This is a genomic window from Sulfurimicrobium lacus, from assembly GCF_011764585.1.
In the GTDB taxonomy this organism is placed as follows: domain Bacteria; phylum Pseudomonadota; class Gammaproteobacteria; order Burkholderiales; family Sulfuricellaceae; genus Sulfurimicrobium; species Sulfurimicrobium lacus.
The window spans coordinates 3,306,093-3,318,897 of sequence record NZ_AP022853.1; the positions used below are offsets into that span (position 1 = coordinate 3,306,093).

Annotated in this window: 16 protein-coding genes; 3 read left to right on the top strand and 13 right to left on the bottom strand. The window is 59.7% G+C overall.

From position 1 onward, the window contains the following. Positions 1-196 precede the first annotated feature (196 nt). The 13 genes from SKTS_RS16105 to SKTS_RS16165 all read right to left on the bottom strand — a co-directional run bounded on the left by SKTS_RS16105 (position 197) and on the right by SKTS_RS16165 (position 9,085). Positions 197-817 carry a hypothetical protein gene (locus SKTS_RS16105; RefSeq protein ID WP_173067364.1) on the bottom strand — a complete coding sequence of 207 codons (621 nt, stop codon included), beginning with the start codon at positions 815-817 and terminating at the stop codon, positions 197-199. Positions 818-863: 46 nt separating this feature from the next. Further along, positions 864-1,667 carry an ATP-binding protein gene (locus tag SKTS_RS16110; RefSeq protein WP_173067367.1) on the bottom strand — a complete coding sequence of 268 codons (804 nt, stop codon included), beginning with the start codon at positions 1,665-1,667 and terminating at the stop codon, positions 864-866. Then, entirely contained in the window at positions 1,667-2,377 is a 711-nt protein-coding gene (locus SKTS_RS16115) for a BRO-N domain-containing protein (protein ID WP_244617372.1), read from the bottom strand. The genes SKTS_RS16110 and SKTS_RS16115 overlap by 1 nt, the downstream gene beginning before the upstream one ends. 35 nt (positions 2,378-2,412) lie before the next feature. Next, complete coding sequence (locus tag SKTS_RS16120) at positions 2,413-2,703, bottom strand: hypothetical protein (protein WP_173067373.1); 291 nt, start codon at positions 2,701-2,703, stop codon at positions 2,413-2,415. Then, positions 2,700-3,203 (bottom strand): hypothetical protein, encoded by a 504-nt coding sequence (locus SKTS_RS16125; RefSeq protein WP_244617373.1) that lies wholly within the window; start codon positions 3,201-3,203, stop codon positions 2,700-2,702. The genes SKTS_RS16120 and SKTS_RS16125 overlap by 4 nt, the downstream gene beginning before the upstream one ends. A 10-nt stretch (positions 3,204-3,213) precedes the next feature. Further along, the gene (locus SKTS_RS16130) at positions 3,214-3,477 is read right to left on the bottom strand and encodes a helix-turn-helix transcriptional regulator (RefSeq protein WP_173067376.1); all 264 of its coding nucleotides are present in this window, start codon (positions 3,475-3,477) and stop codon (positions 3,214-3,216) included. Positions 3,478-3,656: 179 nt separating this feature from the next. Next, positions 3,657-4,118: a hypothetical protein gene (locus SKTS_RS16135; RefSeq protein WP_173067379.1), complete on the bottom strand. Its 462-nt coding sequence runs from the start codon at positions 4,116-4,118 to the stop codon at positions 3,657-3,659. Positions 4,119-4,138: 20 nt separating this feature from the next. Further along, a complete protein-coding gene (locus tag SKTS_RS16140) occupies positions 4,139-5,557 on the bottom strand; it encodes a recombinase family protein (RefSeq protein WP_173067382.1) in 1,419 nt (472 codons plus the stop codon). Continuing rightward, positions 5,554-6,024 (bottom strand): DUF2924 domain-containing protein, encoded by a 471-nt coding sequence (locus tag SKTS_RS16145; protein ID WP_173067385.1) that lies wholly within the window; start codon positions 6,022-6,024, stop codon positions 5,554-5,556. The genes SKTS_RS16140 and SKTS_RS16145 overlap by 4 nt, the downstream gene beginning before the upstream one ends. Then, on the bottom strand, positions 6,021-6,248 hold the full coding sequence (locus SKTS_RS16150) for a hypothetical protein (protein ID WP_173067388.1): 228 nt from the start codon (positions 6,246-6,248) through the stop codon (positions 6,021-6,023). The genes SKTS_RS16145 and SKTS_RS16150 overlap by 4 nt, the downstream gene beginning before the upstream one ends. 104 nt (positions 6,249-6,352) lie before the next feature. Beyond that, the gene (locus SKTS_RS16155) at positions 6,353-7,786 is read right to left on the bottom strand and encodes a hypothetical protein (RefSeq protein ID WP_173067391.1); all 1,434 of its coding nucleotides are present in this window, start codon (positions 7,784-7,786) and stop codon (positions 6,353-6,355) included. 30 nt (positions 7,787-7,816) lie between these two features. Further along, entirely contained in the window at positions 7,817-8,746 is a 930-nt protein-coding gene (locus SKTS_RS16160) for an ImmA/IrrE family metallo-endopeptidase (RefSeq protein WP_198420381.1), read from the bottom strand. A gap of 3 nt (positions 8,747-8,749) precedes the next feature. Beyond that, positions 8,750-9,085 carry a helix-turn-helix domain-containing protein gene (locus SKTS_RS16165; protein ID WP_173067394.1) on the bottom strand — a complete coding sequence of 112 codons (336 nt, stop codon included), beginning with the start codon at positions 9,083-9,085 and terminating at the stop codon, positions 8,750-8,752. 245 nt (positions 9,086-9,330) lie between these two features. On the opposite strand from SKTS_RS16165, the gene SKTS_RS16170 reads away from it, so the two are divergent. From SKTS_RS16170 to SKTS_RS16180, 3 genes are read left to right on the top strand one after another with little or no spacing between them, the layout of a single operon-like run. Beyond that, positions 9,331-10,566: a hypothetical protein gene (locus SKTS_RS16170; protein ID WP_173067397.1), complete on the top strand. Its 1,236-nt coding sequence runs from the start codon at positions 9,331-9,333 to the stop codon at positions 10,564-10,566. Positions 10,567-10,569: 3 nt separating this feature from the next. After that, positions 10,570-11,526: a hypothetical protein gene (locus tag SKTS_RS16175; RefSeq protein WP_173067400.1), complete on the top strand. Its 957-nt coding sequence runs from the start codon at positions 10,570-10,572 to the stop codon at positions 11,524-11,526. A 21-nt stretch (positions 11,527-11,547) separates the two neighbouring features. Beyond that, complete coding sequence (locus SKTS_RS16180) at positions 11,548-12,795, top strand: hypothetical protein (protein WP_173067403.1); 1,248 nt, start codon at positions 11,548-11,550, stop codon at positions 12,793-12,795. Positions 12,796-12,805 lie beyond the last annotated feature (10 nt).

Consider the following 12,805-nt stretch of genomic DNA (forward strand, 5'->3'; position numbering starts at 1 on the left):
TCCACGCCGAGCACGGACGACATGCTCAGCGCAGAAGGCATCCAATTCGACATAGTCGTTCCGGATGGTGGTCGTGCCGATGCGCACACCCTTCGGATGGCGGCAGCGAGCGATACGCAAGCCGCCAATGTCGCTGGCACTGGTTGGATCGAGATGATGGCAATTGCCACAACGTTTCCCATTCATGCCTACGCTCCTACTGTGCCCAGGCTGGCTTGCCAGTGGCAGCCGGACGCTGAGGAGTCGCATGGGACGGAGTCGCCTGCGCTGGCGTAGCGGAACTGCCACCGCTCGGCACCTTGGGCGCCATTCCCATCAGCGTCGCATAGTCCTTGTGATCGGGTTCGACGGCCAGCTTGACCACGTTGCGGTTCTCGCCCTTGGCGTCCTTCTCGACATCCACGCGGGCCAGGAACTCGATGCCATCCAAGTCGGCGAAGCCGTTGATGCGCCGGGCAGTGGCGGCTTGGGGTGAGTTGTCCTGAGGCAAGACATTGCGAGCGGAATTGAGGATGCCGCGAATCATGCTGCGGCCCATCTGCCCCCAGGCTGGCCCTTTGCGGGATTGCAGGCCGATGTTCGACCACATCTTGCGTTTGGCAAACGGGCCTTCCAGCACGACGAACTCGCAGGCGAGGTAGACGCTGCCGGTGTCGAAGCTCTCGGTGGCGTAGCCCCCGGACCAACCCTGGACAGGATCGTCGTGACCGCCCGGCTTGATCGTCATACGTACCTTGACGAGCGCGCCCTTGGGGATGAGATCAAAACCCTGTTGCTGTTCTGCATCGTTGAAGTCCTGCCATGTGTTCTGGTTCATGTGTTTCTCCTTGAATTGGGTCAATGCGATGGATTGGTCTGCGGCCTCAGTTACTCTGGGTGCCGAGACATTTCTGGATGAGCTTGCCGAGATCCGGCTCCTCGATAGCGTCGAGGCGGCCACTACGGTCCTTGCTCGGGTAGCCGAAGGTGTTGTCGGCTCGGGTGACAAACCCCCGGTAGGTCGTGCCGTCGTCGGCCTTGAGAATGGCCAGGGTCACGACCTCATCAAGGACACCCGGTAACTCCAGCGCGGTCTTGCTGCCTTCCAGCTGCAGCTGGTAGTAGCGCCGGTTGAAGTCATCGGTCTTCTCCTCAAGGATGGCGACGTAGATGACGTGCTTGTCCCGGACGTGTTGCAGGTGCGTGAGCGCCGTGATCATTTCCTGGCCCAGCAGGCCGTAAGCGCCACGACTATCCGGTTTGCCGTTCTTCTCGCTGAAGGCCTGCGGCTGGGTCTTGCACCAGGCGAAGCACAAGCGCGAGAGCACGGTCAGGCTGTCGACGAAGTAGGTGTCGTATTTCGCCAGTTGTGCCGGGTCGCCATACCGGGCGCAGACATGCTCGAAGTGAGCCTGCGAAAACGCCTGTTCAGCGGTGGCGGTCGGCATGGGGCCGGCGAGGAACACCACAAGATCGCGGAACTCTTGCCAAGTGCGCGGCCGCACGGTGTCACCCGGCCAGTCGCGCACCGAGAGATCACCAGCCTCGAGATCAACGAACAGTGTGGAATCGGCCGGCAGGGTCTTGAGTTGGGTGGTCTTGCCGACGCCGGGAAAACCAACCAGGCCGACCTTGGCGCTATGCCGCTCGCGCATTCGTTCGTCGGCTGAAATGATGGGTAGAGACATTACGCGGCCTCCTTGAGCAGATCGGCGACTTCAGGCCGCCAGAGGATCTGGTAGCCGGAGTGCCCGTTGCGGGAGTACGGCAAGGCTTCGCCCCATGCCTGGCCGGCATCGGTCAGTTCCCACTCATCGCGGTCGTTGCGACTCTGGAAACCCAGAGCCGACAGCCTGAGGTTGACCGCCCTGGCCGACAGACCGATTTGCTCACCGAGCTTTGTCGGGTTCACTGCCGCCAGTGGATCGTTGCAGGCAGGCAATGCACGGCGCATGGTCTCCACCGACAGACCTGTGTTCTCCTGGATGCAGGTGAGCGTTGCCGCCATGGCGATGCCCTGCTTGACGCCGGGCACCTTGGCCACCGCCTCGCCGATCATCAGGATGGCGGTGACGCGGTCCTGGGTGGGCGCCGGTAGTGCAGCCACGGAGCCGGGCACGGCATAGGAACCAGTTTTGCGGATCGAGGGCAGCACCTCGTGGGTCACCCAGCGCTTGAAGCGCTTGGCTTCGGGCTTACGGCTACCGAGCACCAGGTTGAAGAGGCCGGACTCGTTGACCACGGTCATCTCCTGCTGCCCACCAGGGGTGTGAATTGAACTCACACCCTTCTCGTCGTCGTCCAGGCGCTCAAGCGCCTTGCGATCAAGACTCAGAGTGGACAGCAGGTCGGCGGCGACGAACCTCGGCTCGCCGTCCTGACCAATGACAACACGCACATCATGCGACTCGAAGTCGAAGGCGACGATCTGGTTCATTTCGTCACCTCCACCGCGATCACGCCCACCGTGTCCGAGCCTAGGCAGCCATTCTCACGGGCCAGGGTGTAGAGGCTGTCGAGCGCACTGCGGCGGCGGTGGATGCTCGCGCTCTCGGCATTGAGGGTCTGGATGGCGAAGGCCACTTCATCCAGGGTGGCGTCGAGCAGGGGCTTCTCCACCAGGTTGCCGTAGCGGTCCTGATAACGGATCGCGGCGGTCAGGTGTTCGCCGGTATAAGCGCCGAGCTTGGCTTGCAGGGATTGATGCAGGGTTGCGGTTTTCATTCGTGATCCTCCTGGACTAAGGCAATTCGGTAGCTGGTCTTGCCGGGTTTGACGGTGCGGGCCTTGGCGAACGTCTCCTTGAGGGTCGTTGGCCACGCGTTAAAGCGGGTCTCGGAAATCGAGTAGTCGGTGTCGATGTAGTCGCTGACCTTGTCGCCGGCAGCGGCGATGCGCTGGGCGATTTCGGCCAGTTGCGGCTGATCCCAAACGACCTTCTTGGGCACGTCGACCGTGATGCGCAGAGGGCCATCGGAGAGATGGCAGACGCCGAAGTCCTTGCCGGATGCCTGCCTGACTGCCACGGCCTGCTCGGCATAACGCTGGTCGAGCGCAGCATGGAAGCGATCGAGCACGCCCTTGACCAAGGACTGCAGGGTCAGCAAATTGGTATGTGCCTCTTGCAGTTGTGCCGGCGGCAGCGCGGCGATCTGAGCAATGCTCATTTCAGCCAACGGCATGGCCTGTTCGATGTCGACGGGTGAAGTGTGAGAAGTCATCATGTCGGCCCCATCACTTCGCCACGCGCTCGGAGGTCGAGTCGTGCAGGGCGCTATATTCGAAGTCGATGACGGCTTCGAGGGGATAGCTGACTCGCTTCGACAACTTGAGGTAGCGAGGTCCGCGACCTTCGCTGCGCCAGCGCTGCAAAGTTTTGGGGCTGACACCCCAACGCTGTGCGAGCTCGTTTTCGTTCAGGACCCGGCGGTCGCCAGGTGCCAGGCTAGTGATCGCCGGGTGGGACGACCGAGGGATGTTGCTTGCCGGTGTCGGCATATAAACCTCCAATGACGTTGTTGAGGAAGAGATGTCATTGGAAAATTTCGGTGGCGAACATAAGAGGGACGGAATGGCGAACCACGAGGAAACTTCTGGTTCGCCATTGCCCGGGGCACAGAAGCAAAAACGGCGAGCGCAGGGCTCGCCGTCGAGGCAGGTGTCTCGGCATCAGTGGTTCAGTTCGCGAACCCCAGCGCTTTGCGTTGCTCGCCCCAATCACGTGGCAGTTGGTCACGGCGGCCACGCAAGGTGTGAAGATTCAGGTCACGTGGCTGGCGGCCGTCAAGGACGGACTCGATGATGTCCGGTGCCAGCGTGGTCAAGCGCAAAACTTCCGCCACCCAACCCGGCTCGAGCTTCAACGATCGGGCCAAGTCATTCGCGGTGGGATAGCGCCCCTCATCGAGCAATCGCTGCCAGTAGAAAGCTTTGCCCAACATCCTGATCATCGGCAGATCGTGGCCACCGGCACCCAGCACCGAGTCATCACCGGTCGGCGGAATCATGACCTTGCGATTCTGCTTGCGGCGGATGGTGAGCGGCACCACCGTCACCCGCTGTTGGCCAGTGGTGTAGTTGCGGGCATCGCCGCCGATGTCGATACGAACCATCCTCAGCCGTGGATTGTCGGCCTTCATGGCTGGTTTGCTTGGTTGCCTCATGCGAACGCCTCCTCCGTGGATCCCTTCATCTCCTCGACCAATGGGTGTGCGGCAATGTCAGCCTCCAGGCCGAGCCAACCATCCTCGCGCCAAAGAATGTCCAGTCCTTGCCCGTGCAGTTGGATGCGCTCAATCAGCAGTTGGGTGATGCGCTGCTGCTCGATCGGAAAGAGTTGTTCCCACACTGCGCCGATGCGTTGCATGGCAATCACCACATGCGCCTCATCGAGATCGGCGCCCGCAGCATGCCTCTGGCAAGCACGCCACGTGGCAACCAAAATCTCTGGTGAGCGCAGGACCAGATGGATCTGTTCCAGAACAGCAGCCTCGATCTCTGCGGCGGGCAGCGCACCGACATCCGTAGCCCCCGGTTGCAGCGTGGCTCCGGCATTTCGCCGCTTGTGCAGATAGGGCACGTAATAGCGATAGAGGCGTCCGTTTTTCTTCTTGGTGAAATGGTGGATCATGCGCTGCCCATCGGGCGCAAACAGCAGACCCGCCAGCAGTGCCGGGTGTTCGGTGCGGTGCTCACGCGGGCCCTGCTTCCGCCGTTCGATGAAGGCGTGGGCGGCATTCCAAAGTTCCTGAGAAACGATGGCTTGGTGTTGCCCTCGATAACTCTCGCCCTTGTGCACCATCTCGCCAAGGTAGATGCGGTTGCGCAGCATGGCGAACAAGTATTGCTGATCGATCGTGCGACCAGGGCGATGCAGACCACCCTGCGTGATCCAGGACTTCGTGGTGTGGCCCTCGATGGCAAGTTCGCGCACAAGCTGCGCCGCCGAACCATGCTCGGCATATCGGCAGAAGATGCCGCGCACCAGTTCGGCCTCGGCGGCATTGACGACAAGTTTGCGCTCGACAACGTCGTACCCAAGAGGTGGCATACCGCCCATCCACATGCCTTTGGCCTTGCTCGCGGCAATCTTGTCGCGGATGCGCTCGCCGGTGACCTCGCGCTCGAACTGCGCGAAAGACAGCAGGATGTTGAGTGTGAGCCGCCCCATGGAGGTGGTGGTATTGAACTGCTGGGTGACGGAAACGAACGACACCCCGTTGCGATCGAACACGTCGACCAGTTTGGCGAAATCCGACAAGGCCCGGGTTAAGCGATCGATTTTGTAGACCACGACGATATCGACCTCACCGGCCTCGATATCGGCCATGAGACGTTTGAGCCCGGGACGATCCAAATTGCCACCGGAGTAGCCTCCGTCGTCGTAGCCATCGCCAACGGCAACCCAGCCCTCGTGGCGCTGGCTGGCGACAAATGCCAAGCCGGCATCCCGCTGCGCTTCCAGGCTGTTGTATTCCTGGTCCAGTCCCTCGTCGGTGGATTTGCGCGTATAGATGGCGCAGCGTTTTTTGGGGACGATAGGCTGCGAAGGCGTCGCCATGGTGCGGTTCGCTCTCATGCTGCCTCCTGCTTGCTGCGTGTCTTGAGTCCAAAAAATAGCGGGCCTGACCATGGGCATCCGGTAATCACCTTGGCCACCGCCGTCAGGCTCGTGAAACGCTGCCCCCGGTATTCAAAGTCGCGCACGCCGCGCACCAGAACATGGTGTTCGACATCATCATAGATGCGCGTCAGGATGGTGCCCGGCAGGAGACGATCAGCTTCGCGCTGAAGATTCTTGGGTAGCACTCCGGTCTCGCCAATGCTCTCCAGTTTGCGCCGTACCGATACCTTGAAACCGCCGAAAGCCCGCTCCTGGAGCTTGTAAGCCAGTCGGCTCTCCAGCCAGGTACGGTGATGATGATTCGGTCGCTGATCGAAATGCTCGTCCCACAATGCCCAGAGGCTATCCATGGGCAGCAGGGGAAGTTGAGCGATTCGAGCCGAGACCGTTGCTGTATCGGGCAGGGGTGCGTGTGTCGTCATGGGCGAACTCCTTCTTGCTGATTGGGGTTCGCATTCACGCGCTGTGGGTGGGAGAAGCCAAGGCAAACCGGCTCTCTACGACCAGATTTATCTGGATCGTCTGAAGCTGAATTTCTGGCGCGCAGTCGCAGCAGTGCTGCAGAGAGCAAGTCGGCGATTTCTTGGTGCGCGTGTCGGGGGCTTGGGGTCCCCCGGTCGATAGCGATGAGTTCGATGTCGTACATGATGGCAAGCGTTCCATGAGGTAACGCTGCTCATGCTATGAACCGAAGGCACTTCGCGTAACGTGATTTAGCGGGCGTGCGCGGAAAGCAGGAAGGTAACTGATTCAGGCCGTGATTGCTGCCGGAGACCAAGTCGACGGCGGGTTCTTCTGGATCCACTTCAAGAATTCCTCGCCCGTATCCACGGGGGACGCGCTTGATCGGTACTGCTCCAAACTCATCACGTACTGATAAAGCATCGCGTTGGCGATACTTTCGGCGAAGACCCGTTCCGATTCAAGAATGAGATCGACTGCCAGCAAGGAACCATGAGCAATCTTCGATCTCCATTCGTAGACCTTCCGCACGGCGGCCTTGAGCGTCAATCCATCCACCCGAACGGAATCGTCTGGCTTCTTCTCGAAGAGCGCGCAAGCCAGATCTCGAATCCCGGCCTCTTCCTTGCCGCCGCACAAGGTGTCCAGTGTGAAACCGAACATCGGCAGCGCGACGAAGTCCGCATCGGAGACGCATGCCCGACCATACCAATGAATAGCATTGCTCCATCGCTGAGACAGCTCTGGCAGGTTTTCCTGTACGGGCGTCGGGCTGATGATGACCGTGATGCAGTTTCCCGCTGCTATTCGTAAATCCGTGGAAGTGTCGATCAGTTCCTGAGCTGTGCCAGGTTTTCCTCCAACGCCAGGCATTTCCGTTCCTGAATCAGAGGTCAGGTCGTGCCCGACTGTCTGCCGTAGTCGCTCAATGGCGCGAGGCGGACCGTGGTCGGCTGATGTGAATATCCTTTTCTTATTGCCGCCAGGAATGAGGAGCCGTATGCCATCGATAGCAATTCTGGTTGCGAGCAGTGCTCGACGCTTTGCCTCTCGATCATCGAATCCTGAGATGGCGACACATGCAATCCGTTGTTCCACTGCCGCGAAGCGCGTCACCGTCTGGATTGCCAACTTGATGCGCGGATCGCTGTCACCATCTACGCCGCCGCCATCGTTGCCGCCGAGCCCCCAAGTTGCTTCAACACCAGATCGCCATGCCGGACGGCTTCCCCGAAGGTGTTCCACTTTATCCAGCCAGCCCGAGCGATCCACGAATTCAACTGGCCCGACAGAGAAAGTCCCATACTCTTGACGGACAAATAGCCACACCGGCACATAAACGCTTTGAGAGGTCGGAAGACCGGTGAACGCAGTGGTGAGGGCTTCTCGGTACTGTTTCCATCTCTCATCGTCATTGACGACCTCAACAAGTGATGGAAGGTTTGCCCCGAGTGCGCTCGTCGCCCGCTTGAACATTTCATCTCGGCTGAGTGTTCGAGCAAGGACGGTATCGTTAGCGCGGATGTTGTCGATGATTTCCGTTACGCAGACAAGTGCGCGATCAGTGGTCGGATAGAAGTTGCTACCTTCTGCCGGAATGGAAGGCGGCAGCGGCGAGCTTCGGGGGCCTTGCAACCACTGCTTGTACTCGTCGCTCTCTGGATTTTGGAGCCGAAGGGTTTCCTCCAGAGCATCCCTCAATCGCTGTGAATTCGTTGTCATGGTAAGGACTCTTCGGCGACAGATCTGGGTTCAGCGCACCGGCAACTGACCGTTCGAGACGAACTGATCAAAGCTGTCGAAACTTTCCTCGTCTTGCCACGACCGGTCCCATGATCGCGGCTCAGCATTTTCGAGCAGGAGCAGCGTGAGGATTCGATCACGTGCGCCATAGCTGTGCTTGAACTCCCACAGCTTCATGTGGGCCGCCTCTTCTGGGCACCAGATCGCGGCTGACATCTCGATACCATCCCATTCGTGCTCGATGCTGGTATCAGCTGCCAACGTGCCCGGCAATGGTTCCTGTGGATCGCCGTTGCGCCGGATGCGCGCCCGCGTCCTGACGGCACTGTTGCTGCGCCATTCGTACTTCACGAAGCCATTGTCCCAATAGACGAGGATCGCACGCTGCTTGGTGAACTTGATAAAGCGGATGCACAACGCCTCGAACGAGACCTGGAAGCGCTTGGCGATCGCACTGAGGACATGTAGATCAATGCGCTGATTCGATATCCACTCGCGCAGCAGATCGCCAGGCATCAGCAGGTTGCCGGCGAACTCGTCGGCTTCGCGCTCAATTTGGCGAAGGCCATCGATGCCGGTGTGAACGCTCTGGCTGTCGCAGTTGAAACTCTGCTGGTGACTGCGATGCAAGATGAAGTGGCCCAGTTCATGAGCAATGGTGAAGCGTTGACGCTCACGCCGAGCCTTGCCGTTGTAGGCAATGCCCCATACAGCGTGGTCGTCAGGATCGCGTGCCAGCATCCCTTCGAAGGCGTCGCCATTGATTTCCACTGGCGACTTGATCTCCCGGACGCCCGTACCGTAGGGTGTGGACGGCAGCATCTGCCGGACGATTTCCAAATCGATGGCGTCGGGCATGCCTTCGCTGTACCAGGCCCGCAGCCACTTGATGACATGGCTGGAGGCAATGGAACCCGTCAGGGCTTGTGCTGCGCTCAATCCTCAGTCTCCGCTCTTGCGCGAAAACATCATCTTGAGAACGTCTTGGTAGTGCTTCTTCTCGTCCTCCGTCATCCCGGCGTACTCGCGGAAGAAGGCTACATCCTCAAGGCTGGCTTCGGGAACCTCCTGGATTGGCTCCCCCATGATGTCCTCCATCGTCACGCCCAGCAGCTTGGCCAGTGCCTGAACCCGTTCGGCGGACGGGCGTTGGCCGTCCTTCATTTCCAGTTCCCAGATGTACGCCTTGGTACATCCGACCGCGTCGGCGACCTGCTGCAGAGTCAATTTCTTTGCCTCGCGCAACCGCCGCAGGCGTACTCCTAACGCCGAAGCCATGGCGATGCTCCTCTAATGGAAAGACAGTCAGTAAATGAAAGTAAGGCCGATAGTATAGCCACGTGATACATGAAAGGTCTAGATGTGCTCCTTTGATTGACAAGCGGAAATCTGCGGTTCAGAATCGCGTTTGTATCTCGTAGCTTTACTTGTATGAGATACGTGTTCAGTAACCATGTCGCTGGCCAGTGCATTCCGAACATCGGTCGCAGACCTCCGACGCCGATCCAGAAAGGACGAACAAGATGAAGAAGACCTTTGTCGACGTGATGCTCGAGCTGCCGGTGGACAACACGCTACGCGACTTCCTGACCTCCCACGGCCTGCCAGTGCCTGATGGCTTTACATGGGACGATACACCAGAGACCAGTCAGTCCTTGGTCGAGGCGGTCAAAATCTGGCCCGACACCGACGCCCGCGACCGGATGACTGCCAACCTCCTGGCCAGCGTCCAGCTAGGCGATGCGGCGGGCAAGCAGGCAATGTTCGAGGCGGTTGTGGCAGACGGTGCCGCACTGGCGGGGCTGGCGCTGTGCCAGAGCGACATTCATCGCTCGTTCTGGCTCTACGTCCACCATCCGGCATTGTTTGACCGTGCCTATGACTTCAGCTTTTGGGAAAACCACGGGCCTCAGACCCAGCAATACGACTTGGGCCTGAAACGTCAGCCGAATACGGCGGACAGCGCGCTGGTTGCGCTGCGCCAGGCAATCTCGGCCTTCTACAAGCGCGAACTGCAATGTGGCGACGGCAGCGAGGCGCACTTGGTCGAGCGCAGTCCAGGCGTGTTCCTGCTGTCCGTCCACATCAAGGACATGGCCATGCTGAGGTTGGAGTTCGAGGGCTCGACCCTGAAGCGCCGCGTCGGCAATCCCAATATCCACATGGTGCTGGAGTACGCCAAGTCCACCGGCGTGGTGCGGACTCTGGTGCGCGGCGGCGCGAAATACCAGCAGATGCTGGTCGAGGCCTTCGCCGAGCATGTGCTGGGCGTCAAAGCGAACGCGCACCGGATCAAGTCGCCGACCCTGGATTTGTCGATGCTGCGCACCGGCTTCGAGGTACCGGAAGCGTTCGATGATGGGTTCTCGATGGTACAGCTCAAGGCACTCACACTCCTCAGTCCGGACAGCGCGCTGAAGATCGACTGCACTGCGATGCAATCCAGCCAGCAACGCTCCGTACATGAACTGTTGAAGGAAAAGCTGCCCGGCCCGCTGGAAGGCCAGTGGGCAGTAACGGCAGCACAGGTCAATCTGTACTACCCGCCCGAACCAGGAAGGACGCGTCCCAAGGTGGTCACCATCGAAGTGACCAGCAAGGGGCGTCTGAATCTGCATAAGTTCGACGCCAAGATGCAAGCGCAACTTGAGGGCTATCTGGTCGCGGTGGGCATCTTGCAGAAGGGCCAAACCTTGAGCGTGCAGGAGCCGCCTCCGGAAACGGATGTGATGAATTCGTCGCCGGTGCTGGAGGATTGATCGATGACGGGGCACGATGCCTGGGCCCTGGTCTGCCGGTTGTTCGCCGGCGGCACACCGGTGCTGCGCGCAACGTTGTCGCCGCGTGAGGCGGCCGCACTGCCTATCCTCGGCAAGGCGATCAAACCGACGACGCTCGATCCGCAGTTCGTGCTCTGCCCACATTGCCAGCAGCATCGGGCGCAGGTTTGGGGTGATGGTCATGGCGGGCGCATGTGCCGTTGCCCGGAGTGCGGGCCGGTCACCGTCGAAACCGACGATGTCACGGCACTGGCCCTGGACGAGGATTGGCTACGCCAGAAGATGCGCCTCGCGCTGGGGATCGAGAGTCGCGACGGCATTGATGATCTGGGCGATGGTGTGTGGCGGCTTGGTGATGCCCGCCAGTCGCCCGTCCTGCTGGCCCGGGATCTGACGCGCGTGCTGCAAGAACCCGCGCTGTTGGATCGGGTGCGGGTGGCCGGTGGCAACATCCGTGTGATTTCACCAAGGCCACGCACCACGCGTGGATCACCATTCGGGATTGGCGTGGAGTGGCTGGCGCTGGAGGAACGTTTCACGTTCTACGGTGGAGGGATTGCTTTCATCCACCCCGGGACAGCCACCGAACCAATGGTCTCAGCCGATCCCTGGACGCCCATCCATGGGCCGTTCTCAGCAGACTTCAGGTGGGTGACCTTGGATGACTGGCCCCACGGACCGATTCGGTGCACGGAAGGTCAAGCCACCATCTTCAGTGCCCTCTGGTCGTTCAAGGGCGTCAAGGTCGATGGCGAGCGCGTTATGCTGAAAGCTGGGCAGGACAGCGACAAGCCAAACGATCTGTTCAAGGTGAAAACCGCGAACAAGGGGAAGCCGGAGTACGAGGGGCCACTCCACGCCTATCGAGCACTCGTGGAGTCCAACCGGCGCCAAGGCTTGTACTGGATGCCTTGTGCATCACACTCCAGTCACTCGTGACAACAAACAGAGGAAGAAATAATGTTCGGAAGAGGTATCGATAAAAGCAAAGGCCTGCTTTTCTGCACCCACGATCTCAGCCAATCGCTACGCAACACAGCTGACGAAATATGCCGGGAGATCGAAAGCCTTCAACCCGACAGGTTGCTGAACACAGCACCCGACGATCTAAAAAACTATCTGGCGGCAAAGTACCGTGTGGAGCCGATCAGCCTTTTACGCGATCAATGGTACGCCGATCATCACGAAACACAGGTCGATGTTCGCTATGACTCCAGCCGATGGATCGACGACAAGAGTCGCCCGTGCATGGTACCCGGAGAGCGTGTCGTGGTGCGCGTGCCCTTCGAGGGCGAGGCAGAGTTGTTCTACGCTCAGCCCAATACCTCGACTTCAAATCCACCGCGCGCGATTATCGAGAAGAACGAGCTAGTACTTCGCTACGACTCGCCTGCCGACGCACCGCGTGATGTCAGACCGTTGATCGATCGCACGTTGGCAGATATTGAGCAATACCTCGGATGGCAACGCCCGATGATTGACACGCACAACAACGGGCTGTCCGTCATCGCCGAGCAAGCGATCCAGCAACGTCGAGATCGACTGTTGGCCCAATCCCAGCGGGCGGCGTCTCTCGGCATCCCAGTCAAGCGACGCGATGACGCCCCTAAGACATACGCAATACCAACAGCGCGCAAAAGGGCGATTCCTGCGCTTCCCCCTGCGAGTGCTGCGCCTTTCACCCCAGAGCCGACCTGGGCGATGGAGCAGTACGAGCAGGCGCTCAAGATCATGCAAGACATGACGCTCGTTATGGAACGCAGCCCTGATGCCTTTAAGACAATGGATGAAGAAGCGTTGCGGCAGCACTTTCTCGTTCAACTCAACGGCCAATTTGAGGGCAAGGCCACGGGCGAGACGTTCAATATGTCGGGTAAGACCGACATCCTGCTGCGTGAGGGCGAACGCAATGTTTTTATTGCCGAGTGCAAATTCTGGAAGGGTCCGAAGGCCTTTGGAGAGGCGATCGACCAACTCTTGAGCTACGCCACATGGCGGGACGGCAAGACAGTAATCCTGGTGTTCAATCGCGGTACGGAAATGGCAACGGTACGTACAGGCGTTGATGCAAGTGCCAAGGCACACGGCAACTTCAAGCGAACGGTGAACTGGCCTCACGAGAGTGGATTCCGCTACGTGTTCCATGCAAATGGCGATACCAACCGCGAGTTGATCGTGACAGTGCTCGTTTTCCACGTGCCGAAGTGATCCGCTCGGT